General features: G+C 65.6%; 15 protein-coding genes. 5 read left to right on the top strand and 10 right to left on the bottom strand.

The window, feature by feature from the left end; genetic code table 11:
* Positions 1-164: 164 nt before the first annotated feature.
* Positions 165-1859 (top strand): methyl-accepting chemotaxis protein, encoded by a 1695-nt coding sequence (locus N2604_RS21720; protein WP_260370268.1) that lies wholly within the window; start codon positions 165-167, stop codon positions 1857-1859.
* A 145-nt stretch (positions 1860-2004) separates the two neighbouring features.
* Here the strand turns inward: N2604_RS21720 and N2604_RS21715 are convergent, their stop codons facing one another.
* The gene (locus N2604_RS21715) at positions 2005-5811 is read right to left on the bottom strand and encodes an AsmA-like C-terminal region-containing protein (RefSeq protein ID WP_260370267.1); all 3807 of its coding nucleotides are present in this window, start codon (positions 5809-5811) and stop codon (positions 2005-2007) included.
* A 195-nt stretch (positions 5812-6006) separates the two neighbouring features.
* On the opposite strand from N2604_RS21715, the gene N2604_RS21710 reads away from it, so the two are divergent.
* Both N2604_RS21710 and N2604_RS21705 read left to right on the top strand, forming a co-directional pair.
* Positions 6007-6696 (top strand): peroxiredoxin, encoded by a 690-nt coding sequence (locus tag N2604_RS21710; RefSeq protein WP_260370266.1) that lies wholly within the window; start codon positions 6007-6009, stop codon positions 6694-6696.
* Positions 6697-6807: 111 nt separating this feature from the next.
* Positions 6808-8163 (top strand): peptidoglycan DD-metalloendopeptidase family protein, encoded by a 1356-nt coding sequence (locus N2604_RS21705; RefSeq protein ID WP_260370265.1) that lies wholly within the window; start codon positions 6808-6810, stop codon positions 8161-8163.
* 141 nt (positions 8164-8304) lie between these two features.
* On the opposite strand, the gene N2604_RS21700 is transcribed toward N2604_RS21705, so the two are convergent.
* The 7 genes from N2604_RS21700 to N2604_RS21670 form a co-directional block, all read right to left on the bottom strand.
* Positions 8305-9264: a hypothetical protein gene (locus tag N2604_RS21700; protein WP_260370264.1), complete on the bottom strand. Its 960-nt coding sequence runs from the start codon at positions 9262-9264 to the stop codon at positions 8305-8307.
* 116 nt (positions 9265-9380) lie between these two features.
* Positions 9381-10412 (bottom strand): endonuclease/exonuclease/phosphatase family protein, encoded by a 1032-nt coding sequence (locus N2604_RS21695; RefSeq protein ID WP_260370263.1) that lies wholly within the window; start codon positions 10410-10412, stop codon positions 9381-9383.
* Positions 10413-10491: 79 nt separating this feature from the next.
* Positions 10492-11403 carry a DMT family transporter gene (locus tag N2604_RS21690; RefSeq protein ID WP_260370262.1) on the bottom strand — a complete coding sequence of 304 codons (912 nt, stop codon included), beginning with the start codon at positions 11401-11403 and terminating at the stop codon, positions 10492-10494.
* A gap of 132 nt (positions 11404-11535) precedes the next feature.
* Positions 11536-12417 (bottom strand): NAD(P)-dependent oxidoreductase, encoded by an 882-nt coding sequence (locus tag N2604_RS21685; protein ID WP_260370261.1) that lies wholly within the window; start codon positions 12415-12417, stop codon positions 11536-11538.
* A gap of 2 nt (positions 12418-12419) precedes the next feature.
* Positions 12420-13551 (bottom strand): peptide chain release factor 2 gene (gene prfB / locus N2604_RS21680; protein WP_197958828.1). Its coding sequence is split into 2 segments (ribosomal slippage): positions 12420-13481 and positions 13483-13551, totalling 1131 coding nucleotides; the frame shifts between segments, so codons are not numbered across the junction.
* 196 nt (positions 13552-13747) lie between these two features.
* A complete protein-coding gene (locus N2604_RS21675) occupies positions 13748-16252 on the bottom strand; it encodes a penicillin-binding protein 1A (RefSeq protein WP_260370260.1) in 2505 nt (834 codons plus the stop codon).
* A 231-nt stretch (positions 16253-16483) separates the two neighbouring features.
* Complete coding sequence (locus N2604_RS21670) at positions 16484-17779, bottom strand: N-acetylmuramoyl-L-alanine amidase (protein WP_260370259.1); 1296 nt, start codon at positions 17777-17779, stop codon at positions 16484-16486.
* A 705-nt stretch (positions 17780-18484) separates the two neighbouring features.
* On the opposite strand from N2604_RS21670, the gene N2604_RS21665 reads away from it, so the two are divergent.
* Together N2604_RS21665 and N2604_RS21660 are read left to right on the top strand one after the other, a co-directional pair.
* Positions 18485-21592 (top strand): ribonuclease E/G, encoded by a 3108-nt coding sequence (locus N2604_RS21665; RefSeq protein ID WP_260370258.1) that lies wholly within the window; start codon positions 18485-18487, stop codon positions 21590-21592.
* Positions 21593-21658: 66 nt separating this feature from the next.
* Positions 21659-22891 carry an FAD-binding oxidoreductase gene (locus N2604_RS21660; RefSeq protein ID WP_260370257.1) on the top strand — a complete coding sequence of 411 codons (1233 nt, stop codon included), beginning with the start codon at positions 21659-21661 and terminating at the stop codon, positions 22889-22891.
* Positions 22892-22975: 84 nt separating this feature from the next.
* Here N2604_RS21660 and N2604_RS21655 read toward each other — a convergent pair whose 3' ends face one another.
* Positions 22976-24310 carry a dicarboxylate/amino acid:cation symporter gene (locus N2604_RS21655; protein WP_260370256.1) on the bottom strand — a complete coding sequence of 445 codons (1335 nt, stop codon included), beginning with the start codon at positions 24308-24310 and terminating at the stop codon, positions 22976-22978.
* 85 nt (positions 24311-24395) lie between these two features.
* Positions 24396-24953 (bottom strand): biotin transporter BioY, encoded by a 558-nt coding sequence (locus N2604_RS21650; RefSeq protein WP_260376284.1) that lies wholly within the window; start codon positions 24951-24953, stop codon positions 24396-24398.
* Positions 24954-25018: the final 65 nt, after the last annotated feature.

Raw genomic sequence — 25018 nt, 5'->3', positions numbered from 1 at the left:
CCCCAGATGGGCTGGAGCCCGCTCGCACGGCAATTGGCCTGCACCATTGCGCACGCGCCTGCGAACGCTGTCCGCGCGGCAGGCCGTCGCATGCCTCCATTCATGATTGGTAAGAACTTCATGCTACCGGTGCGAGCAACAACAACCATTCCGTAGGGGCTGTGATGAAGCTGCTGAGTCATCTGAAGATCCGGACCAAGCTTGCCAGCATGGTCTGCCTCGCGGCTGTCACGGTCACTGCCATCATCGGCGTATCGGCCGTGCTCAGCAAGAGCCGGATGATGGAGGACCGCGTCCAGCAGATGCGGACCGCGGTCGAGCTCCTCTACAACTACGCCCAAGCGCTCCAGGACGAAGTGACCGTCGGCAAGCTGACGCCGGCCGAGGCCAAGAGCCTGTTTCACCAGCGCGGCCGCCGCATGAACTTCAACGGCAACCAGGGCTATCCGGTGGTTTACAATCCGGACGGCTCCCTGGTCGTGAACGGCGCCAATCAGCAGCTCGAAGGCAAGATCACCGGCGCCAAGGATTCCAACGGCGTGCTGATCGCCGACGCCATCATCAAGGCCGGCAGCGAGACTGCGCAGGGCGGCGTCACCTCCTATCTCTATCCCCGTCCCGGCCAGACCGAGCCGCTCCGCAAGACCGTGTTCGCGCGCAAGTTCGCGCCCTGGAACGTGATCATCAGCTACGGCCTCTATGTCGATGACATCGACGCCGACGTGCGCGCCCTGACGCTGGAGCTCGCCGGGGTCGGCGTCGGCCTGATGCTGCTGATGGCGGCGCTGTCCTGGCTGATCGCCCGCGACGTGCTCGGCGCGCTCGACCGTCAGAAGAACCGCATGCAGGCGATTTCCGAAGGCGCCATCGACAAGCCGGTCGAGGAGACCGATCGCGGCGACGAGATCGGCCGCATGGCCGAGACGCTCGAAATCCTCCGGCAGACCGCGCTCACGGCCCGCATGCTGGAGGCCGAGCAGGTCGCGGCCAAGGCCCGCAGCGAACAGGAGAAGCGCGAGGCCCTGATCGCCCTTGCCGACCGCTTCGATGCCTCCGTCGGCCAGCTGGTCGGCCTGATGGCCTCCGGCTCCGGTGAATTGGAGACCACCGCCAAGTCGATGTCGTCCACCGCCGAAGGCACCAACCGCCGCGCAGCACTGGTCGGCTCGGCCGCCAATGAGGCCAGCCAGCGCGTCCAGACCGTCGCCTCCGCCGCTGAGGAGCTCTCCTCCTCCATCACCGAGATCAGCCGGCAGGTCGCGCAATCCGCCGAGGTCACCGGCCGCGCGGTGGACAGCGCCCGCCGCACCGACACCATCGTGCGCGCGCTGTCCGACGGCGCCCAGCAGATCGAGCACGTCGCCGAGCTGATCTCCAACATCGCGGCGCAGACCAACCTGCTCGCGCTCAACGCCACCATCGAGGCCGCGCGTGCCGGCGAAGCCGGCCGCGGCTTTGCCGTTGTCGCCTCAGAGGTGAAGTCGCTGGCGAGCCAGACCGCGGAAGCGACCCGCGAGATCGGCGACAAGATCGCCCAGATCCAGGGCGCGACCAAGGAAGCGGTCGATGCGATCGGCGGCATCACCGCCACCATCGAGGAGGTCAGCCGCATCGCCACCTCGATCGGCGCCGCCATCGAGGAGCAAGGCGCCGCCACCGCCGAGATCGCCCGCAGCGTCTCGCAGACCGCGGAGGCGACGAAGGAGGTCACCACCAATATCGGCGGCGTCAGCACGGCGGCGAACGAGACCGGTAATGCCGCCGGCATGGTGCTCGCCGCGGCGAGCAACCTGTCCAAGCAGGCCGAGCAGCTCTCCGGCGAAGTCGGAACGTTCCTGAAGGGCGTGCGCGCGGCGTAAGCGGCACATAACACTCCCAAGCGATCGCCGTCATGCCCGGGCTTGTCCCGGGCATCCACGTTCTTGGTGCCCTGTGGTGAGGCGTGGATGGCCGGGACAAGCCAGGACAAGCCCGGCCATGACGTCGGAGAGAAGCAGGTCGCCGCTACCGCCGCGCGAGGGTGCAACCGCTCGACAGCTGACGCGTCGAGCTAGTCGAGCCGTCGTTGGACTGCGAGGGGAATTCATCGAACGGCGAGTTCTGCTTGCCGGTGTTGAACTCGAAGATCTTGCGGAACACGCCCGGTACCATGGCCGAGACCGGATTGACGCGCATCACGGGCGCGGCCGGCGTGCCGACGACCTCGTAGGTCACGCCGATCAGTCCCTCTTTGTCGCCAGCCCCCAGGAACAACCCGAGCACCGGAATCTGTCCGAACATGTTGTTCAAGCCGTACATCGGCACGAAGGTGCCGCTCATGCAGACCTGGTTGCCGGGATAGTCGATCGAGCCCTCGATGGTGGCGCCGATCATCGGACCCTTGACCACGCCGTCGCGGATCGTCAGCGCACCATTCTGGCGGATGAACTCCGCACGTAGCGCGCTGAAGGAGACGCCGTTCCCTGTGCCGTTGGGGGCGCCGGCGGCTACGCGCTCGAGCTGCGCCTCGCCCTTCACGGTGAAGTCGCGCACGTTGATGAGGCCTTCACGCGCCGTGTTCGGCTCGGAGGTCGGCGGCTCCATCGCCACTACCATCTGGCCGCCGACCGCCTTGGTGTAGGTGTCGGTGAAGCGCAGCAGCGCGCCGGCATCGTTGGTCTGGAGATAGATCACCTCGCGGTTGCCCTGGGCGCGGCCACCGCGCAGATCCGCTGCCACCGGCGTGTCGCGGCCGATCTTGCCGCTCAGCGTGAACGCCTTGATGGCACCGTTGCGCTTCGACATCTTGGCGTCGACGCTGCGCATGGCCTCGCCGTTGAAGCCGGCGACGGCACCGAGCTTCACGTCGATGTCGAAGTCGAGGTTCTTCAACTTGTTCTTGTCGTCCTTGGAATTGCCCGAGATCGCCGACTTCAAGAAGCCGCGGCCGTCGAACACGTCGCCGCGCATCGTGCCGCGCAGCACACCGTCCTGGCTGCGCTCCACTCTGAGCGAGGCCTTGTCGCCGTCGGACGGCGCGTAGGTCGGGAAGTTCGCGTTCACGAGATCGCCGTTGGCGTCGAGCTCGAGCGAGCCCTTGATCGAGGCGCCGCCACCGTCGATGACGATATCCTCGAAACGTGTCGATTGCGCCGTCGGCACCACCTTGAAGCTGGCCTTGCCGGACTTGCCCGGCAGCTTGACCCAGCCGGGCAGGATGTTGTCGAGCCGGACCGAGGTCAGGTCGGCCTCGACGCCGAGCTTCGTCGTCTGATCCGCGCCGCTCGCGATCTTGCCCGACAGCTTGATCGGCAACGATCCACTGACGGCGGGGCTGAGATCGAAGCCGAGCCGTGAGCGGCTGGCATCGTCCAGCGTCGCCTGCAACCTGACGTCCGCGTCGCCCTCGGCCGGCTTGCGATAATCGAGCGAGGCCGCCTGGCCGTTGATCTTGACGTCGCCCTTGACCTGATAGCCCTGGTTATTGGCGACGATCTTGAGGCTGTTCGCTTCCAGCTTCTGGTTCATCACCAGCTTGTCGGCGGCAAAGCCGTTGAGCTCGGCGGTGACGGCATAGGTGGTATCGGCCTTGGTCAGCTCGCCCTTGACCGGCATGCCGAGCTGGATGTTCGCCGCGAACGTTCCCTTGCTGGTGTTGGGATCGACGACGGTCGCCGAGAGATCGCTCAGCCGATCATTGGTGAGCATTTCAGCGGCCGCAGGCACCGGACCCTCGACACGGAATCTGCTCCGCGACGGCGACGGCTTGGGCGCCATGTCCGGCACCTCGAACACGAAGTCGGAGATCGTGACCTTGCGACCCGCGGGCGTATCGGCAATCCCCTGCCCGATGTGGACGGTCGCGGTACGTCCGGTCACGCGCGCCTTCAGATCGGCATCGCGCACAACCGGCATGCCGTCCACGGGCCGGACCGCAACGCCGCTCGCCACGATGTTGACCGACAGGCCGTCGTCCGGAATCGGCGGGCCCTTGCGCGGCAGGTTCCTGGTCGGCGAGTTGACGCCGATCTCGATGCGCTGGAGCGTGCCGCGCTCGATCCGTTCGATCACCCATTCACGCAATTCGGGGACGATCAGCGTCGGCCACATCCGCTTCAAGGCGGAGGCCGACATCGGCGTGCCCGCAAAGCCCAGGGTGAGCCGCGGCTCGCCCGAATAGTCGAGGGCGCCGGTGCCGGCGACGCCGATCTCGCCGTTGGAGACATCGGCCTGTGTCAGCAGGATGCGCTTGTGGTCGGTGTCGAAGCGGAAGCCGATCGCGATGCGGTTGAAGACGAGCGGCGGCTCGTTGTCGATGCCGCCGAGCAGGATCGAACCGCCGCTGAAGCCGAGCTGCCAGTCGTTGATGTTGCCGTTGGGCGGCTCGAGATGGGCCAGCAGCGTCAGGCGGTTCGCGCCTGAGAGAATCTTGAACGGCGCGACCAGCACCCGCCGGTTCGCATCCCACTCGACGTTGATCTCGGCCGAGTCGATTGCCATCGGGTAGTCGGGCGTGTCGGTATCGATGATGTTGCCGGCGCCGACCGCGATCTTGCCGCGGAAGAAGGTCGGCACGCCGTCGCGGCCGAGCTCGCCCTTGAGCTCGCCCGTCAGCGGCAGGTCGGCGGTGTAGGTGAGGTCCTTCACCCGGAGCGCCAGCAGGATGTTGGAGGTCGAGACCTTGTCGGCCTTGATGTCGACCGAGCGCACGCCGTTCTCGGCCGGGCCGATCGTGGCGCGCAGCATCCACGGGTGCGCGCCCTGCTCGCCGAGGCTGAGCGCGACGCCGCCGCGGCTCGGCCGGCGCAGGCTGAGTGTGATGTTCTCGAACGACCATTTGCTGCCGCGCTGCTGATCGTCGACGATCAGGACGCCGTTCTTCAGACCGATCTCGTTGAGGTTCTGACCGTCGAGGCCGGTCATGCTCAGGCTGTCGAGCCAGTCGAGGCCCTGAAGGATGCCGCTCTGCGCGGCCGCCTGCGGAGCGGCTTGCGATGCGTCCGGCGTCGCAGGCGCGGTCGCGAATGGCGGCGGGGGGACACCGCTGCGCGGGAATGTCGGCGGCAGGCCGGCGTCCTTCTTGGACGCGACACCGGTCGCCAGCGGCTTTGCGGTGTCGCCGGCGGACACGGTGACGGTGCCGTCGGGCGCAATGCGGATGGCGAGCTCGGCATCGACCAGGTTGAGGCTCTCGGCCCGCAGGTGCCCCATCAGGAGGGCCGCGCCCGACAGCTTCACCTCGGCCTTCGGCGCGCTGGCGACGACGGCGTGATCGCGGTCGCGAACGATGATGTCTCGGATGCGGACGGCGATGCGAACCCGCCCGGCACGCTCGATCTGGGTACCGCCGACCTCGACCGTGTTGCCGTGGCCGATATTGTCCTCGATCGCGGCTGCGAGCCACGGCGTTGCGATGTCCAGATTGATGGGACCGGCGCCGAGCCGCCACCACAGCGCACCGAAACAGCCGACGAAAATGACGATGACGGTGGCGACGGCCACGGCCATGCGCTTCAGCCAGCGACCCCCACCCGCCCAGCGGCGCAACGCGCCGAATCCGTCACCGAAGCGAAGGAAGCCCGAACCGGAACGCGCCAGCAGCCGGCGTGCGCGATGGCCCGCCGCCGCTTCCTGATCCGGATCCCAGTCGGCGTCGTCCCATTCCTGCGGCTCAAATTGGCCGCCGCGCCGATCAAAATCCCGGTTGTAGTCCTGGGGCGACGTATTCCTTGCCATTGCTTCTCGATACAGGCGCCCGTCATAGGATTGAGCGCCGCCGGGACCGCAGCCGTTCGCGGGAAGTGACGCTCCCTGCGCCGGCACTGCCGCCATACCTCGAATATTCCTGCTGTTCGTCATTTCGCCCCGGGAGCGCGTTCAACGAGCAGTGGGGTGGTGCGTGGAATTCCTTGTAACCATACTCCGGCGTCGTCAGACTTGCCCAGCCAAGGGCGCGATTCCGGCTCGCCGGACAAGAGCTGCAATACCGCTTCGGTTGACCTGCCGAAAGCGTCGAAAGGAAGGCGTATGTCCAAGAAATCCCGAAAGAAATCGTCCAAAACGCCCTCCGGCAGTCCGACCGCCAAAAAGAAGACCGCAAAAACGCGGGCATCGAGTCAAACAAGATCCGCGAAAACGCAGCGGACACCGGCGCGCAAATCAGCCGCGACCATAGCAAAAGCAGGATCACATAAGGCCGCATCGAAACAGTTAAAATCCTCCAAATCGGCCTCCGCTCCGGCTGCGGCGAAGTCCGGCTTGGCCGAGGGCCAAAAGGCCCCCGCCTTCCGCCTGCCGCGCGACGGCGGCGACGTGGTCACCCTGGCGGATTATGCCGGCCGAAAGCTCGTCCTGTTCTTCTACCCCCAGGCCGATACGCCCGGCTGCACGAGGGAGGCGATCGACTTCACCCGCCTGGCCGACGCCTTCGCCGCCGCCGGCACGGCCGTGCTCGGCATCTCCGCCGATCCGGTTAAGGCCCAGGAGAAGTTCCGCGACAAGCACATGCTCGGCATTCCCCTCATCTCGGACGAGAAACATGAGATGCTGGAGGCGTATGGCGCCTGGGGGCAAAAATCCATGTATGGCAAGAGCTTCCTTGGGATTCTTCGCACCACGATACTGGTCGGGGCCGACGGTCGGGTGGCGCGGGTCTGGCGCCACGTCCGGGTCGACGGCCATGCCGGCGAGGTGCTGGAGGCGGCAAGAAGCCTTTAACCAGTCCGTTAAATTCGCGCGTTCCCATTTGCGGAAAATTAACCATGACCGGCCCAGATTGCTGCGGCAATTGAGCCGCAAGGAACCCATCCGACCGGCGCGGGAGTGCCGATGTCGAAAAGTTCTGCCCAATACTCGCAGTACCCCCAACATCACCCTCACGACCACGGACGGGCCTTTCAGCGCCGTTCGGCCGCCCCGGCGGCGGTGACCGCGATTCCCCTGCCCGCCACCGACGATGCCTACACCATTGTTCATGCCGGCAAGCAGGTCCGCTTCGGGCCCGTGGTGTTCTGGATCGTGGTCGGCACCGTGGTGCTGCTCGGGCTGTGGTCGGCCGCCACAGCCACCTATTTCGCGTTCCGTGACGACGTCCTGACCCGGCTGATCGCCCGCCAGGCCGAGATGCAATACGCCTATGAGGACCGCATCGCCGAGCTGCGCGCCAAGGTCGATCGCACCACCAGCCGCCAATTGCTCGACCAGGAGCAGTTCGACCAGAAGCTCGACCAGATCATGAAGCGCCAGACGGCGCTGGAGTCCCGGGCCACGGCGCTCGGCGCCATGCCCGACGTGACCGGCTCGATTCCCCGCGCCGCCCCGCAGCGCGGCGATTCAAGCCAGACCACGCCAAAACCATCGCCGATCAGCGACACCGTGATCTTCGTGGCGCCGCCGGATCGCGAAGCGCGCCTCGAATCGCGCGCGCCGAGCGTCGTCGCAGCCCCGACCAGCCAGTTCGCCAAAAACCAGGGTTTCGACAACGTGCTGGTCCGGCTCACGACCTCGCTTGATCAGGTCGAGCGGCGCCAGATGGCGGCGCTCAATGCGGTCGAGGAAAATATGGATTCGCGCATGCGCCGGATGCGCAGCGTGGTCAGCGATCTCGGCCTGAACCTTTCCCATCTCGAAGCCGCAGTGCCGCGCAGTGCGATGGGCGGACCGTTCGTCCCCGTCAAGTTGACGGCGAATGCCGGACCGTTCGAGAAGCAGCTCAATCGCATCCACACCACGCGCGCCGAGATGGACCGTCTCAACCGCACGCTGGCGCTGGTGCCCTACCGCAAGCCGGTCATCGGCGAGGTCGAGTTCACCTCGGGCTTCGGCGTGCGCAGCGATCCTTTCCTGGGTCGGCCCGCGATGCACACCGGCCTCGATTTCCGCGCCGCCAGCGGTGACCCTGTCCGCGTCACCGCCTACGGCAAGGTGGTTTCCGCCGGCTGGTCCGGCGGCTATGGCCGCATGGTCGAGGTCGACCACGGCAACGGGCTTTCGACCCGCTACGGCCATCTCTCCGAAATCAACGTCAGGGTCGGCGAGGTCGTGAAGATCGGCCAGGTCATCGGCCTCGTCGGCTCGACCGGCCGCTCCACCGGTCCGCACCTGCACTATGAGACCCGCATCGAAGGTGAAGCGGTGGATCCGCAGAAGTTCTTGCGCGCCGGCGTGCGGCTCAGCGCGGGCTGAGCTTGCGCGCGCTTCCCCAGCGAACGCATAAAAATCAGGACTTTTCGCGCAACCGGCACTGGCCGTTCATCGGCCAGCCCTCGTCTTAAGTCACGCATTCCGTTTGGGATTGGTGAAGCCGGGCCCTGGCGTTCCTCCTGCTCAGACCACGAGACTCCGCTCCTCCTTCAGTTCTCTAAAGACCTTCGTCACAGGCAGGTGCCACGGCAGATCCGTGTTTGTGTGGTGCCAGCTGAATGAACACCGCTTATCAATCGAGATTCCAGGCGTCGAATTAAGAGCACCGAATCCGTCGATCGTCCCCATCACGTCGATGATCTTCTCCCTGTACCGGGGCGGCATTGCGACAGCCGCGGATACCGTGACTATCCAGAACTTGTCCGCGGGAACGGCTCGGCCTGCCTCCCGCTCTTCCAGTTCGTACAGCGCCTCCGAGATGACCAGGTTGCCCTTGGAGTGCCCGGTCACCAGCGCGAAGTTGAAACGGCGATCGCCAAGCAGCGCGACGACAGTCCGGGTATCGAGGCTGACGCGACCGAGCTCAAGCGGCGATGAGGCTTGGCTGAGCATCTCGGGTCGGTTGAGCACTCGGCTCATGTCATCCAGGGCCTCAAACTGATGACGCAGGCGGTTGAGGCCACCGAACCAGAACCAGCCGCCGAGTGCCTCCGTAAGGAGATCGGCGAGACCATAACCGGACACTACGGCGGCGACCCTCACCCTGAATGCGTCAGCGACGTTGCGCGCAAAAGCGGCCGCACCGATTGCCGAGCTGCCGACGCCGGCTACCGCCAAGACGCGGACGTCTGCACCGCCGGCATTCCAGAAGTCATCAATGGTATTGCAAAGGAGGAGCGAGCCGGCGTCCGACGGCGGGACAATCAAGATCGCGCCTTCTCGTGCGAGCCAGGGTGCGGTCTTGAGCGCCTCCGCGTGGGTGATCCTGCCGATGTCGTAGAAGATCCCGTCGAGAACTGCATTCCTGCGGCGAAACGACTCCAGGGCGGCCTCTCGCAGCGGCGCTCGGGACTCTACGACTTCTTTCAAGCTATTGCGGCCGAGTTGGGCTGCCGCGAGGGAGCGTTGCGTCGAAAGCATCATGGAAACCTCCGGGTGCTGTTCATAAGGTTACCTGGCAAGACTCCTGCTACTTATGGTGGTGCCAATTGACGCCATTCGGTTACAGGTCAAACGCAGGAGTTACGTCGCAGGCGGGCTTACTTGCCGTCCCACTCTGCCAATGACTTGAGGTAGGCGTCCGTCTGGTCGACGCTGAACTCGCACCACATGATCAAGTGGTCGGACATCTGGTAGGTGCGCCACTGTCTGAATGATTTCGCTGTAGGCGCGCCCTTGATCCCTTTGAATTCCTTCGGATCGCTGAAGACGTAATCAAAAAAATCGAAAACGCCCGCCCTGGTATTCTTCACGCCGACCTTCTGCTTGAAAAACGCGATCTGGTCGTAAAACTTGTTCTGGTCGACGTTGCTGCCAGTGGGGAGCTTTTGCAGTTCTGTCGGCACCTCGAATTTGTTCTTCGTGATCGCCTCATATGTCGCATCAGTCCGCGAAAAAATGTTGAAGTCGCCAAGTAGCACCAGATGTTCAGGCGAGTAGTCGACCGGCGCACTGGTGTTGATGTAATCCTTTGCCTTGGCCGCAAGCAAATTGGCGAGAGCGTTAATCTCGTCGACCCGCCGCGGTTCCTCAGCTTTGGCGGTACCGTAATAGATGTGGACCGTACACAGGTTAAACTTGGCCCAGCCCACCTGGAAGCCGCAGACGAAGGGGGTGCGAGCGATTTGGCTCATTCTCTCGGTGGCGGCCTTGCTCGGCAGCACCAGTTCACCAGCCAATCCGGTGAAGCTGACCTTGGCCGTGTTATAGACGAAGGCGAGCCGTTCAAAATTGTTGCCGTCAGCGTAGCTCACGTCGGTGAAGATGACGTCCCACTGCCGACCCAACAGGCGCAGTATCTCCTTGAGTGCCCTGAGATCGGCACGTACTTCTTGGACTGCAATCAGGTCGAAGCGGCTCATGCACTCCGCGATGTAGTACATAGCATCGGTCATGCGCCCCCCATACTTGGTCCCGCCGAACTCGCGGATATTCCAGGTAGCTAGCAGCAACGTGCTGTCGCTCTTGGCGGGCACCTTCTTTCTCAGGCCGGCGCGCAATCTGCCCAACCCTTCAACAATGCGATTCCGCAGCTTTGCGTCCTTGAGCCACCGCAGTCCCGTATAATTCATGGCGCTTTCCCTCAAAAAGTGAGTTGGTGAGAAAATGCGCTTATACAACCATTGATTTTACCGATTTGGAAGTGGGAGCTTACGTGCCGGGGCGCAGCAAGCCGAGTGCACGCCCGTCAATCACCAGCAGCGCGCTGCCGATGACGATTGCGCCCGCGATCTCGCGGCCGGAGATCGGCTCACCCAGCACCAGCCAGCCCAGCAGGATGGCGGTGACGGGAATGAGCAGCGTCACCAGCATCACATTGCTCGCGCCCGAGCGCCGTACGACCTGAAAGAAGACGATGTAGGCGAGCGCAGTCGAAAGCGCGGCGAGGCCGAGCACGGCGAACCAGGTCGTGAGGCGCGGTGTCGGTAGCTGCCATGGCTGCTCCACCACGCCAGCGACGACCGCCATCATCACGGTGGATGCCATCAGTTGAAACGTGGCCGTCCCCAGCGGCGCTGCGTCCTTCAGCAATCGCCGCGCCGCCAGCGCCGCAAAGCCGTAGCTCAGTGCGCCGCCGAGGCAGAGCAGGATGCCGAACCCCTGCCCCGGCCTTGTCTCGAAGCCCCATCCGCGCAGAAGGATCACGCCGGCAAGGCCCAACGCCACCCCGGCCAGGCGGCGCATCTGCAAGGCCTCCTCGCCCGCTGCAATCATGACGATAACCGTGAACATCGGCGTGGTCGCGTTCAGGATCGAGGCCAGGCCACTCGGAATGAAAGTCTGGCCGATCACGATCAGCGAGAACGGGATGACGTTGTTGAGCAGCCCGATCGCGATGAATGGCGCCCAGCCCGCCCAGCTCTTGGGAAAGCCGATGCCATATGCGCGCAGCAGCGGCAGCAGCGTCGCAGCGCCGAGCGCCACGCGCAAAAATACCAGTGTTAGCGGCGGCAAGTCCCGCAAGGCCGCGCCGTTGAAGAAGAACGAGCCGCCCCAAAGAATCGAGAGCGCCGCAAGCAGCGACCAGTCGCGCGCGTCGATCCGATAGTCGCTTGGGGGCATGGGGTCTTACCTCGCCCCATCGCCTAGAATGGTGCGATCAATGTTGCCACCCGATTTCTGACGCGGCACCGGTTTTACAAGATGCCTGGCGCGAATGGGATGACCGAGGCGGTCACTCCTTAGTGCGGTTTGCTAGGACGGCCCCTTCGGCCGCGACACCAGCTCGATCATCTTGCCTTCATCGTCATCGGGCATCGCGGCCTTCGCCTGCGCGTAGGCCTCGACCGCCGCGCGCGCGACCAGTGGCTTGCCGGCGAGCAGGCTCTCGGCGAGCTTGACGGCGTAGGCGGCATCCTTGTGCCGCAGCGCCGCGGTGAAGGTTGCGCCGGAAAAATCGCGGGCGACCATGCGCTTGGAGTGACGCGCTACCTGCGGGCTTGCCGCGACGCCTGCCTGGATCGATTCCAGCACCAGGTTCATGTCGAGCCCGGCCTGCTCGGCAATCGCAAGGCCCTCGGCGAGGCCGGCGATCTGGATCGCGCCCATGAGATTGTTGATGAGCTTGTAGACCGTGCCGGAGCCGACCGCGCCGAAATGGCGGATGGTCGAGCCGATCGGTTCGAGATAGGGCCGCGCCCGCTCGAGATCGGCCGCGTCGGCGCCGACCAGAAGCGTCAACTTCCCTGCCGCGGCGGCGTCCGGCAATCCGGTCACGGGGCAATCGATATAGATCAGCCCGCGCGCGTTGAGCTCGCGGCCCATCTCGCGGGCGTGGTCATAGGAGACGGTGGAGCATTCGATCGCGATGGTGCCGGCCTTCGCCGTCTTGGCGGCGCCCTCGAGGCCGAGCCAGACCGCGCGCGAGGCCTCGTCGTCGGCGACCATGGTCACGACCGCGTCGGCATCGATCGCGGCATCTTCCGGCGAGGTCGCCCAAATCGCGCCGCGCGCGATCAGGTCCTCGGCCTTTGTCTTGTCGCGATTCCAGACCGTCACCGTGAAGCCAGCATCGAGATAGCGGCCGGCCATGCCATGGCCCATCCGCCCGAGCCCGATGAAGGCAACGCGGGGCATGGCTAGTCCACGTCCTCGACGTCGCCGGCAGTGGTGCCGAAGGCGCGCTGCGCCAGCGTCGCGGCCATGAATTCATCGAGATCGCCGCCAAGCACGCCCGCGGTATCGGAGGTCTGCACGCCCGTGCGCAGATCCTTCACCATCTGATAGGGCTGCAGCACGTAGGAGCGGATCTGGTGGCCCCAGCCGATATCGGTCTTGGCGGCCTGGTCGGCGGCGGCCTTCTCCTCGCGCTTCTTCAGCTCGATCTCATAAAGCCGCGCGCGCAGCATGTCCCAGGCTTGCGCCCGGTTCTTGTGCTGGGAGCGGCCGGCTTGGCAGACCACCGCGACGCCGGTCGGGATATGCGTCAGGCGCACCGCGGATTCGGTCTTGTTGACGTGCTGGCCGCCGGCACCGCCCGAGCGCATGGTGTCGACGCGGACGTCGGATTCCTTGATGTCGATCTTGATGCTGTCGTCGATGACGGGGAACACCTGCACGCTCGAGAACGAGGTGTGCCGCCGCGCGTTGGAATCGAACGGCGAGATGCGCACGAGGCGATGCACGCCGGCTTCGGTCTTCAGCCAGCCATAGGCGTTGTGCCCGGAAACCTGGATGGTCGCCGACTTGATGCCGGCCTCTTCGCCCTCGGACTCTTCGAGGTACTCGACCTTGAAGCCGTGCGTTTCGGCCCAGCGCGTGTACATGCGCAGGAGCATCTGCGCCCAGTCCTGGCTCTCGGTGCCGCCGGCGCCGGCATGGACTTCGAGATAGGAATCGAAGCGGTCGGCTTCGCCCGACAGCAGCGCCTCGAGCTCGCGCCGCGCCACTTCCTTCTTGAGGTTCTTCAGCGCGGCTTCGGCCTCGGCAACGACGCCGTCATCGCCCTCGGCCTCGCCGAGCTCGATCATGCCGATGTCGTCTTCGAGCTCCTGCTCGACCTTGCCGATGCCCGACAGCGCATCCTCCAGCGAGGTGCGCTCCTGCATCAGCTTCTGGGCTTTCTGGGGATCGTTCCAGAGATTGGGATCTTCTGCGAGCTTGTTCAGCTCAGCGAGGCGCGCCGTCGATTTCTCGACGTCAAAGATGCCTCCTCAGCAGCCCGACTGACTGCTTGATCTCTTCTACCAATCGTTCGATTTCGGCGCGCATGTCGTTCTCTGATGTCGCGGACTAGGGTCCGCGTTCGATTTGCTGGCGCATGATCCGGGAAAGAGTGCAGCGGTTTCCCGACAGGATCATGCGCAAACGAAAAACCTGAAACGCGATGACTGATCGCGTTTCAGGGGATGTAACGGCGGCAGCGCGAAAGCGCAACCGCCCCCTCGTCCGTATCAGACGTTATCCGCTACCACAGTCCGCCGGTGCCCGGCCGCATCAGGAAACCGGAATCCGGCTGCTGCTGCGAGGCCGGCATGCCGCCGCGCCCGTCGGCGTCGGCAACGCCGATGACGGAGTAATTATCCGGCGGCGCCGTGCCCGGCTTGAAGGCTTCGAGGATGGTTCCGCCGGTCTCGCCGGGGCCGGCACGCATGCCGGTCTTGGCGACGACGCGGACGAGCTTGATGCCGGCCGGCACCTTGAACGGAACGGCGGGCTTGTCGGCGAGCGCGAGCTTGAGGAAATCGCGCGCGATCGGAGCGGCCAGATGGCCACCGGTTGCGGCGTTGCCTTTGCCGAGCGGACGCGGCTTGTCGTAGCCAATGTAGATGGCGACAGCGACGTCGGGCGAGAAGCCGACGAACCAGGCGTCCTTGGCCTCGTTGGTGGTGCCGGTCTTGCCGGCGACGGGCTTGCCAACTTCCTTGACCACGGTCGCGGTGCCGGCCTGGACCACGCCTTCCATCAGCTCGGTGATCTGATAGGCGGTCATGGAATCCAGCACCTGCTCGCGCCGGTCGATCAGCTGCGGCTCGGGCTGGTTCTTCCAGCCGCCGGGCGCGTCGCAGCCGCGGCATTCGCGCTGGTCGTGCTTGAAGATGGTGCGGCCGTAACGGTCCTGGATGCGGTCGATCAACGTCGGCTTCACGCGACGGCCGCCATTGGCGAGCATCGAGTATGCCGTGACCATGCGCATCGCCGTCGTCTCGCCGGCGCCGAGCGCGTAGGAGAGATAGTTCGGCAGCTCGTCATAGACGCCGAAGCGGCGGGCATATTCGCCGATCAGCGGCATGCCGATATCCTGCGCAAGGCGCACCGTCACCGTGTTGAGCGACTGCCGCAGCGCATTGCGCAGCGTTACCGGTCCCTGGAATTTGCCGGAGGAGAAGTTTTCAGGCCGCCACACGCCGGCGCCCTGGCCCTGGTCGATTTCGATCGGCGCGTCGAGCACGACGGTCGAGGGCGTATAGCCGTTGTCGAGCGCGGCCGAATAGACGATCGGCTTGAACGACGAACCCGGCTGCCGGTAGGCCTGCGTGGCGCGATTGAATTGGCTCTGGTCGAACGAGAAGCCGCCGACCATCGCGAGCACGCGGCCGGTCCAGGGATCCATCACCACCATGGCGCCGGAGACTTCCGGGATCTGGCGGAGCCGGTACTGGCCCTCGACGTGCTGGCCGTCCTTGTAGAGCGGATCGGCATAGATCACGTCGCCGGGCTGGAGCACCTGCGACACCGCCGTCGGCGTCTTGCCTTTGGCGCCGCCCTGCACGGCCCGCGCCCAGCGCACGCCATCGACAGTGACGATGCCGGTCTCGCGCTGCTTGCTGACGGCCCCGCCAAGCTCGCGGCTCGGCTGGAAGCCGATGCGCGCCGACTGGTCGCTGGTCTCCAGCACCACCGCCATGCGCCACGGAGAGATGTCGGACAGCGACTTGATCTCGGCAAGCTTCACACCCCAGTCGCCCGAAATGTCGAGCTTGCTGATGGCGCCGCGATAACCCTGCTGCTCGTCATAGTTCACGAGACCGGTGACCATGGCCTTGCGCGCCATGACCTGGATTTTCGGATCGAGCGTGGTGCGAACCGACAGGCCGCCCTCGTAGAGCTTCTTCTCGCCGTAGCGCTCGAAAATGTCCCGGCGGACTTCCTCGGCGAAATACTCGCCGGCGAAGGTGTGGGCGCCGTTGGAGCGGCTGGTGACGGCGAGCGGCTCCTTGCGCGCCTTGTCGGCGTCGGCCTGCTTGATCCAGCCGTTCTCCACCAGACGGTCGATCACGTAATTGCGGCGCTCGATGGCGCGGTCGCGGTTGCGGACCGGATGCAGCGTCGCCGGCATCTTCGGCAGCGCCGCCAGATAGGACGCTTCCGCGACCGTCAGCTCGTTCACCGACTTGTCGAAATAGACCAGCGAGGCCGCCGCGATGCCGTAAGCGCCGAGGCCGAGATAGATTTCGTTGAGATACAACTCGAGGATCTTGTCCTTCGAATAGGTCTTCTCGATGCGCATCGCCAGCAAGGCTTCCTTGATCTTGCGGGCGAAGGAAACCTCGTTGGTGAGCAGGAAGTTCTTGGCGACCTGCTGAGTGATCGTGGACGCACCCTGCGGACGGCGGTTGGAGCCGTAATTCTGGAGATAGAGCAGGCCTGCGCGCGCCATGCCGGTGTAGTCGATGCCGCCATGCTCGTAGAAATTCTTGTCCTCGGCCGCGAGGAACGCGTTGATCACGAGCTTTGGCACCGCCTGGATCGGCAGATACAGCCGTCGCTCCTTGGCGTATTCGCCGACCAGCGAGCCGTCGACCGCGTGCACGCGCGTCATCACCGGCGGCTCGTAATCCTGAAGCTGAGAGTAGTCCGGCAAGTCCTTGGAGAAATGCCAGATCAGGCCCGCCACGGCCCCGACACCGACAAGGAACACCACTGTTCCCGCGGCGAACAGGAAGCCCATGAACCGCACCAGCAAGCGCATTATCTGTTTATCCGTTCAAACTCTGGATCAGCCCAGTATAAGCCCTTTGGCACCCCGAAACTGGCGCCAACCTCACGTCGCGAATTCACCGGCCTACGCAATCACATCTAGGCCGGACTTAAGACGCTTGCCGAACAGGATTCTCGCCGATTCCGGAACCCTCTACGGGTTTTCTATAAAGCGCCCGCTGTGGCCAAACTAGGGCCTTTGGCTCAGGAGGAACAAACCGGCTCAGTTCGACGTCCCGGCCGTGGCCATCCGCTTGGTCAAAAATCCGTCGATCGCCTGGGCCATCGAGCCCACGGCGCGGGACCGCCAGCCCTCGGAGACCAGGCGCTCGAGATCACCCTTGTTGGAGACGTAGCCGATCTCGACCAGCACCGAGGGCACGTCGGGCGCCTTCAGGACCCGGAAGCCGGCGGACTTCAGGGGATGCTTGTGCATCCGCACCGTCTGCTTCATTTCGCTCATCAAAAGGCGGGCAAAGCGGTTTGAAAAAGTGCGGGTTTCGCGCTGCGTGAGGTCGATCAGGATGTCGGCGACATCGGTCGGCTCCTCCGCGAGGTTGAACCCGGCGATCGCATCGGCCCGGTTCTCCGCATCCGCCAGCCGCTGAGCCTCGGCGTCGGACGCCTTGTCGGAGAGCGTATAGATGGTCGCGCCCTGCGCATCGCCCTCGGCCCGCGGCAGCGCATCGGCATGGATCGAGACGAACAAGGCCGCCTTGAGATTGCGGGCGATCTTGGTGCGATCATTGAGGGGAATGAAGGTGTCGTCGTCCCGCGTCATGACCACGCGGTACTTGCCGGCCTTCTCCAGCTTGTCGCGGAGCGCGAGGCCAAAGGCCAGCACCAGGTTCTTTTCGCTCTCGCCGCTCGATTGCGTCCCGTTGTCGATGCCGCCATGGCCGGGATCGATCACCACCACCGGCCGACCATCGGGCTTCTGCTGCGCGGCATCCGGGGCCGGCGCGCTCGGAACCGTGGCAGGCGGCGCTTCCGCGATCGCGGGCCGCAGCTCGGGACGGTTCTCGGCGGCAAGCGACGACACGAAGGCAGTGCGGTCGACCTCCTCCAGCTCGAGCACGAGCCGGGCCGGTTGGCCGTTGGCCGCCTCCAGCACGTAGGAATTGGCGATCTTCGCCGGCCCGGTCAGGTCGAACACGATTCGCGAGCCGCCGGGCATGACGAGCCCGTAGCGGAAGGCCTTGACCAGCCCCCGCCCCCCGCTTCCGGTTCCGGCGGGCAGCTGAAAATTCACCTGCGGCACATCCACCACCACGCGATAGGGGTCGGCCAGCGTGACGGCGCGGAAGGTGACGGTCTGGTCGAGGTCGAGGATGAAGCGGGTCTGCTTGCCGTCGCCGGCCAGCCGGGCGGCCGCGGCGACCGGAGAATTCGCCGCGACGGCAGCGGGTTGCGGCCGGCTCTCGGCGGCGATCAGGCGCGAGGAATCAGCACACGGCAATGCCGCGATGCACAGCAACACGCCTCCCAGCAAAATCCGTCGATTTGTGCGGCTCGCCACCGATTCCGTGCCTCCGAGCAGCTCTCTTAACGCAATAAAACCACAGGGTTAATCGATCCTTAATGACAGAAACGCGAAACTCGCCGACTGTGACCGCCGTGCGACGCTCCCTTGCACGGAGGGCTCATTCCTCGTATGTACGGAATGCTGACGGCCGATATTTCCGGTTGTGTCGCATTCAGCCTCCCGGTGCAGCGCCGGAACTCTCAAGGTTTGGGAATTCCAGCGTTTTCCGCTTCCCTCTAAGACCAGCGCGGTGCGCGGCAGCGAGGTGGAGCGGGTCAAGCCCCGGCGGCGGACGGTCTCGGGTTACCACTCATGTTACCGGGACGGTTCTGACAGCGGCGTAACCCATTACCCGGTCCCTTGATCCCAAGGGGGCGGTTCGTGATCCCCAAGGCGAGCGCGCTCGCGCCGTGCCTGGCCAGCAGCAACTGATTGAAGGGCGGCCTCGCCGCCCAGTGTTTCATACGGGCCGACGCTTGATGCGCCAGACTGTGCCGACGAAATCTGAAGGAGCATTCGCGACGCTGCGGAGTGACAATCCCGCGCGTCGCAATGGTTCTGAAGCTTCCGGTTCGGCAAGGCGCGAGAGACGGCGTTTCGGCCTTCCCCTCACCCCCGAATCAGGTGGACCGTCGCGTCACCCGGCGGCGCGATACGCGCCCACGGCTTATCGCGTCCGCCGCCGCCAAGAGTTAAGACATGCCCAACAAGATGTTGATCGATGCCACCCACCCGGAAGAGACCCGGGTCGTCGTGGTCCGCGGCAATCGCGTCGAAGAGTTTGATTTCGAGACCGCGCAACGCAAGCAACTGCGCGGGAATATCTACCTCGCCAAGGTCACAAGGGTCGAACCCTCGCTCCAGGCCGCCTTCGTCGAATATGGCGGCAATCGCCACGGCTTCCTCGCCTTCAGCGAAATCCATCCCGACTACTACCAGATTCCGGTCGCCGACCGGCAGGCGCTGATCGAGGCCGAGGAACAGGCCCATCGCGAGGCCGAGGAAGAGAGCGAGAATCGCTCGCACGGGCGTCGCCGCTCGCGCCACCGCAACGCCCGCCGACGCGGTCATGGCGAGCGCGTGCGCAGCGACATCGTCGAGGGCCTCGAGGCCGGCGCCGATCCCGCCGCCCAGCCGGTCGAAGGCGCCGCGCTGCCGGAGCATGCCGAGGACGCCCTGCACGAGGGTGAGCATCTGCACGCCGATGCGGAGCATGGCGAGCACGAGGGCCACGATCACGAACATCGCGAGCATGATCATGACGATCATCATCATGCCCATGATGACGATCACCATCACGCTCACGATGACACCCACGGCCGTGACCATGATCATGACCACGCCGGCGAGACGCCCGCGCCTGTCGCGGCGGTCGGCGCCGAGCCCGCGGTCGAGAGCGTTGCCGAGCCGCAGCCAGCCCCAACCTTAGAGACTCCCGCTTCCGACGCTCATGCCGCGGAAGCGCAGGCAGAGCCTCTGGCCGAAGCCGTGACGTCGGCCGCCGAGCCCGCCGATGCCGTCTACGCCGCCGGCGAAAGCGCTGAAGCGCCGCATGCCGAGGCCGCCCCAGCCGGTGACGACGACGACGAGGACGAGGAAGACGGCGAGGATGCTGAAGAGGAAGTCGTCGAATCCGTCGGCGGCGACGACGTGCTGGAGGAAGTGCCGGAGCGCACCTTCCGCCCGCGGCGCCAGTACAAGATCCAGGAAGTCATCAAGCGCCGCCAGGTGATGCTGGTGCAGGTGGTCAAGGAAGAGCGCGGCAACAAGGGCGCCGCGCTGACGACCTACCTCTCGCTCGCCGGCCGCTACGCCGTGCTGATGCCGAACACCGCACGCGGCGGCGGTATCAGCCGCAAGATCACCAGCGCGCAGGATCGCTCGCGCCTGAAGGAAGTGGTGCAGGATCTCGACGTGCCCGAGGGCATGGGCATCATCCTGCGCACCGCGGGCGCCGCCCGGACCAAGCCCGAGATCAAGCGCGACTTTGAATATCTGATCCGGATGTGGGAGACGGTGCGCGACCTGACGCTGAAGTCGCAGGCGCCGACCCTCGTCTACGAGGAAGGCTCGCTGATCAAGCGCTCGCTGCGCGACCTCTACAACAAGGAGATCGACGAGATCCAGGTCGCCGGCGAAGCCGGCTACCGCGAAGCCCGCGACTTCATGAAGATGCTGATGCCCGCCAATGTCAGCGCAGTGAAGCAGTATCGCGATGGCCAGCCGCTGTTCTCGCGCATGGGCGTCGAGAGCCAGCTGGACGCGATGTTCTCGCCGACCGTGCAGCTGCGCTCGGGCGGCTACATCGTGATCAACCAGACCGAAGCGCTGGTCTCGATCGACGTCAATTCCGGCCGCTCGACCCGCGAGCACCATATCGAGGACACCGCGCTCAAGACCAATCTGGAAGCGGCCGAAGAGGTCGCGCGCCAGCTCCGCCTGCGCGACCTCGCCGGCCTGATCGTCATCGATTTCATCGACATGGACGAGAAGCGCAACAACCGCTCGGTGGAGCGCAAGCTGTCCGACTGCCTCAGGCAGGATCGCGCGCGCATCCAGGTCGGCCGCATCTCGCATTTCGGCCTGCTCGAGATGTCGCGCCAGCGCATCCGCGCCAGCGTGCTGGAGTCTTCGACCGATCCGTGCCCGCATTGCGGCGGCACCGGCCACGTCCGCTCGGTGTCTTCGGTGGCGCTGCAGCTCTTGCGCGGCCTCGAAGAGATCCTGATGAAGGGCGCGACCCACAATCTCGTGGTCCGCACCCGCACCGACGTCGCGCTCTATGTGCTGAACCACAAGCGCGGCCATCTGCGCGATCTCGAGAACGGCTTCAAGGTCACGCTGTCGGTGATCGCCGACGCAAGCGTCAGCGGCCCGCAGGCCTATGTGATCGACCGCGGCGAGCAGGTGCATACGCTCGAAGCCGCCAAGGCGCTGCTCGCAGCCCAAGCCGCTGCGAGCCCGCCGCCGCTGGCCGAAGAAGCCTATGACGACGAGGACGGCTTCGACCTGGAGACGGAATCCGAGGTCGAAACCGACGAGACCGAAGGCCTTGCCGACGAGCAGGCTGCCGGCGAGGCAGCCTCCGAGCAGGACGGCCAGCGCCGCAAGCGCCGTCGCCGACGGCGCGGCCGCGGTGGCCAGCGCGAAGGTGAGTTGCGCGAGGATACGGCGCCGACCCTGCCCGAGCCCGCGATGATCGCCGGCGAAGGCGAGGACGAGACCGAGTCCGAGCAGGACGGTGAGGAAGGCGAGGAACAGGCGGCCCGTGGCGAGCAGCAGGGCAGCAGTGATCGCCGGCGCCGGCGTGGTCGCCGCGGCGGACGCCGCCGTCGCGGTGGCGGCGAGGAAGGTCTTGCCGGCTCCATCAGCGACGAGCTCGGCACCGGCCAGCCGCTGGAAGCTGTCGACGCCGTTGCCGATTTCGATGGCTTCAGCAGCCAGGCTTCGCCCTCGATCGCGCAGGCCGAGCCCAGCACCGAGCCGCAAGCTGCGCAGCCGGAGCCACACGCCGAGATGCAGACCGAGGCCCCGGCCCAGCCGGAGCCGGCTCCCGCCGCGACGGCCGCAACGCCGGACGAAGAGCCTGCCGGCGACAAGGCCGCGCGGCGCCGCTCCACCGTTCGCGAAAAGGTGAGTTTCCTGCTGAACAGCCAGCCGGAGCCCGCAACGCCGGCGGCGGAGGCGACCGAGCCGGTTGCCGCGCCCGCGCCGGCACCTGAGCCCGCACCGGAGTCGGCAAGCGAAACCCCGGCCGCCCCCCGCCGTGCCGGCTGGTGGTCACGCCGTTTCGGCGGCGGCGAGTAAAGGGACAAAAGGAGTTGAAACCGCCCGGCCCAACCGGGCGGTTTTGATTTGATGAGGTCAGTTGCGATGCAAAGCGCGATCATTCTAGGCGGCGGCATGGTGGGCGTGGGCGCCGCGCTGCATCTGCAGCAGCGCGGCTGGTCGGTGACGCTGGTCGATCGCCGGGAGCCGGGCCGCGAGACCAGCTACGGCAATGCCGGGATGATCCAGGCCGAAGCGGTACGACCCTATCCGATGCCGCGCGACCTCGCCTCGCTCTTGAAGATCGCGACCGGCCGCACCAACGACGTGCGCTACAGCCTCTCCTCGCTTCATCTGCACATCGAGCCCCTGCTCCGCTACTGGTGGCATTCGGCGCCGAAACGGCATCGCGAGGCGATCGAGGCATGGGCACGGCTGATCGCCTACGCAACGGCCGAGCACGACATCCTGATCCGCCAGGCGCATGCCGACAATCTCATCCGCCGCGCCGGCTACCGAGCACTGTTTCGCGATCGCGCTTCGTTGGATCTCTCGATCAAGGCCGCGGAGGAAGATCAGCGCGAATTCGGCGTGAACTATCGCGTGCTGTCGGGCAGCGAGCTTGCCAGGGCCGAGCCGATCCTGCGCGACGATCTCCCCGGAGCGATCCACTGGCTCGACACCTGGACCGTGTCCGACCCCGGCGCGCTGGTCACGGCCTATGCCGAGCTGTTCGCGCGGCTCGGCGGCAGGATCGTGCTCGGTGATGCGCAGTCGCTGCAGCAGACCGCGACCGGCTGGTCGGTCGACACCGACCAGGGCCGCATCGACGCTGCCCACGCCGTCGTGACGCTGGGGCCGTGGTCGCCCGATCTGTTGTACAAGTTCGGCTATCGCATCCCGCTGGTGCGCAAGCGCGGCTACCACATGCATTACAGCGGCGGCGCTTCGCTCGACCTGCCTCTCATCGACAAAAGCGGCGGCTACGCCATGGGGCCGATGGCCAAGGGCATCCGCATCACCACCGGCGCGGAATTGACGGGCGCGGACGCATTGGCCACGCCGGTGCAGCTCGCCAGCGCCGAAGCTTCCGCACGCGAGTTGATCGACCTCGGCAAGCGGGTCGAGCCGGATCCGTGGTTCGGCACGAGGCCCTGCACGCCCGACATGCTGCCGGTGCTCGGCCCCGCCCCGCGCCACCCCGGCCTCTGGATGAATTTCGGCCACGGCCATCAGGGCTTCACGCTGGGACCGGCAACCGGACGGCTGCTCGCGGAGATGATGAGCGGCGAAACACCGGCGGTCGATCCCGCGCCGTATCGGCCGGAGCGGTTCTAGCCCAAAGAAAAAGGGCTGATCGAGATCTCGACCAGCCCTATTACTTCGAGGTCTGACAGCGCAGCTCGCGCTGTCAGGTCCGGATCAGTCCGTCGTGATCGCCGTCTCCATGTCGGTCGGATCGATCTGCTTGGTGAGGTTGGTGTTGAGCTTGTCGCGGTCGAGCTCGCCTTCCCACCAGGCGACGATCACGCAGGCGACGCCGTTGCCGCACAGATTGGTCAGCGCGCGGCACTCGCTCATGAACTTGTCGATGCCGAGCACGATCGCCATGCCCGGCACGAGGCGCGGGTCGACCACCGCGAGCGTCGCCGCCAGCGTGATGAAGCCCGCGCCGGTGATGCCGGAGGCGCCCTTCGATGTCAGCATCGCCACCACCAGGATGGTCATCTGCTGGCCGAAGGAGAGCTCGACGCCGAGCGCCTGCGCGATGAACAGCGTCGCCAGCGTCATGTAGATGTTGGTGCCGTCGAGGTTGAACGAGTAGCCCGTGGGCACGACGAGGCCGACCACCGACTTGGAGCAGCCGAGCCGCTCCAGCTTCTCCATCAAGGACGGCAGCGCGCTTTCCGAGGACGAGGTGCCGAGCACGATCAGCAACTCGTCCTTGATGTAGGCGAGGAACTTGAAGATCGAGAACCCCGCCACGCGCGCGATGAGGCCGAGCACGACGAACACGAACAGCGCAGCCGTGACGTAGAACGTCGCGATCAAGCCGATCAGATTGAGGATCGCGCCGGTACCGAACTTGCCGATCGTATAGGCCATCGCACCGAACGCGCCGATCGGCGCCGCGCGCATCACGATCGAGATCACGCCGAACACCGCGTGCGCCGCATCGTCGATGAAGCTGCGGATGGTGTGGCCGCGCTCACCGAGGCTCATCAAGGCGAAGCCGAACAGCACCGCGAACAGCAGCACCTGGAGGATCTCGCCTTGCGCGAAGGCGCCGACCACGGTGTCCGGAATGATGTGCAGCACGAAGTCGACGGACTTCTGGCCGGCCGCCTGCTTGGCGTAGTTTGCAACCGCTGCCTCGCTCGCCGCCGCATTGCCGAAGCCGGAGCCCGGCTTGACGAGATTGCCGACAATGAGACCGATCACCAGCGCGAAGGTCGAGACCACCTCGAAATAGACCAGCGCCTTGACGCCGATGCGGCCGACCTTCTTGGCGTCCTGGATGTGGGCGATGCCGGAGACCACGGTGCAGAAGATGATCGGGGCGATCACCATCTTGATCAGCTTGATGAAGCCGTCGCCGAGCGCCTTGATCCATTCGTTGGTGGCAACCGTCGGCCACAGCCAGCCAACGATGGCGCCGAGCACGATCGCGATCAGCACCTGGACGTAGAGGACTTTGTACCACGGCTTGGCGACAGGCGGCGCGACCGGCGCCCCCGCCATCGTTGTCGTCGTCATCGGTTTCACTCCCCCTCACAACATGTGGCCAGCCAAGATCAACTTGGCCGGCCCTGTCAATTGGAACCGCACGTGTTGGCGCGTTTTACCCGCGGCGCTCGACGAGCCGGCGCGCCGCCGGCATCAGGGTCGCGCCGAGCGCATTCTTCACCAGCGAGGCCGCGATGAACGGCACGATGCCGACCTGCCAGGCCTTGGCGGCGCCGAGACCAAGGCCGAATGCCAGCCAGCCGAACCCGGTCGCGAGAATGACGATGTGGCCCGCAGCCATCGCCGCAAACAGCAGTATCACGCTGCGATCCCAGCCGCGCTCGGCGAGCCAGCCGGTCACCAACGCGGCCAGCACGAAACCGAACAGATAGCCCGCGGTCGGGCCGACCAGCGGTGCGATCCCACCCACGGGACCGGCGAACACCGGCAGCCCGATCGCGCCCTCGGCGAGGTAAGCGATCATGGTTGCGCTGCCAAGCCGCCAGCCATAGGCGGCGCCGATCATCAGCACCACCAGCGTCTGCAGCGTCATCGGCACGTAAGGCAGCGGCAGGTTCACCTTGGCTGACAGCGCCATCAAGGCGGTGCCGAGCACAATCAGCACGACGGCGCGCAGCGTGCCGACCGTTTCGCCCGGTCGGGTCGGCCACATCAATGCGGCGAGAGAAGAATCTGGCGTAGCGGCGGACGGGGCGGAACGGTCAGGCACGTCGAACT

This window comes from Bradyrhizobium sp. CB1015 (genome assembly GCF_025200925.1).
In the GTDB taxonomy this organism is placed as follows: Bacteria; Pseudomonadota; Alphaproteobacteria; order Rhizobiales; family Xanthobacteraceae; genus Bradyrhizobium.
The sequence above is the reverse complement of the archived record's forward strand: the minus strand, read 5'-3'. Positions and strand labels throughout refer to the sequence as shown.

Bases quoted from the DNA above. Each gene is read 5' to 3' on its own strand.
- N2604_RS21720 (WP_260370268.1), top strand. From the start codon at position 165: ATGAAGCTGCTGAGTCATCTGAAGATCCGGACCAAGCTTGCCAGCATG.
- N2604_RS21715 (WP_260370267.1), bottom strand. From the start codon at position 5,811: ATGGCGGCAGTGCCGGCGCAGGGAGCGTCACTTCCCGCGAACGGCTGC.
- N2604_RS21710 (WP_260370266.1), top strand. From the start codon at position 6,007: ATGTCCAAGAAATCCCGAAAGAAATCGTCCAAAACGCCCTCCGGCAGT.
- N2604_RS21705 (WP_260370265.1), top strand. From the start codon at position 6,808: ATGTCGAAAAGTTCTGCCCAATACTCGCAGTACCCCCAACATCACCCT.
- N2604_RS21700 (WP_260370264.1), bottom strand. From the start codon at position 9,264: ATGATGCTTTCGACGCAACGCTCCCTCGCGGCAGCCCAACTCGGCCGC.
- N2604_RS21695 (WP_260370263.1), bottom strand. From the start codon at position 10,412: ATGAATTATACGGGACTGCGGTGGCTCAAGGACGCAAAGCTGCGGAAT.
- N2604_RS21690 (WP_260370262.1), bottom strand. From the start codon at position 11,403: ATGCCCCCAAGCGACTATCGGATCGACGCGCGCGACTGGTCGCTGCTT.
- N2604_RS21685 (WP_260370261.1), bottom strand. From the start codon at position 12,417: ATGCCCCGCGTTGCCTTCATCGGGCTCGGGCGGATGGGCCATGGCATG.
- N2604_RS21675 (WP_260370260.1), bottom strand. From the start codon at position 16,252: ATGCGCTTGCTGGTGCGGTTCATGGGCTTCCTGTTCGCCGCGGGAACA.
- N2604_RS21665 (WP_260370258.1), top strand. From the start codon at position 18,485: ATGCCCAACAAGATGTTGATCGATGCCACCCACCCGGAAGAGACCCGG.
- N2604_RS21660 (WP_260370257.1), top strand. From the start codon at position 21,659: ATGCAAAGCGCGATCATTCTAGGCGGCGGCATGGTGGGCGTGGGCGCC.
- N2604_RS21655 (WP_260370256.1), bottom strand. From the start codon at position 24,310: ATGACGACGACAACGATGGCGGGGGCGCCGGTCGCGCCGCCTGTCGCC.
- N2604_RS21650 (WP_260376284.1), bottom strand. From the start codon at position 24,953: ATGTGGCCGACCCGACCGGGCGAAACGGTCGGCACGCTGCGCGCCGTC.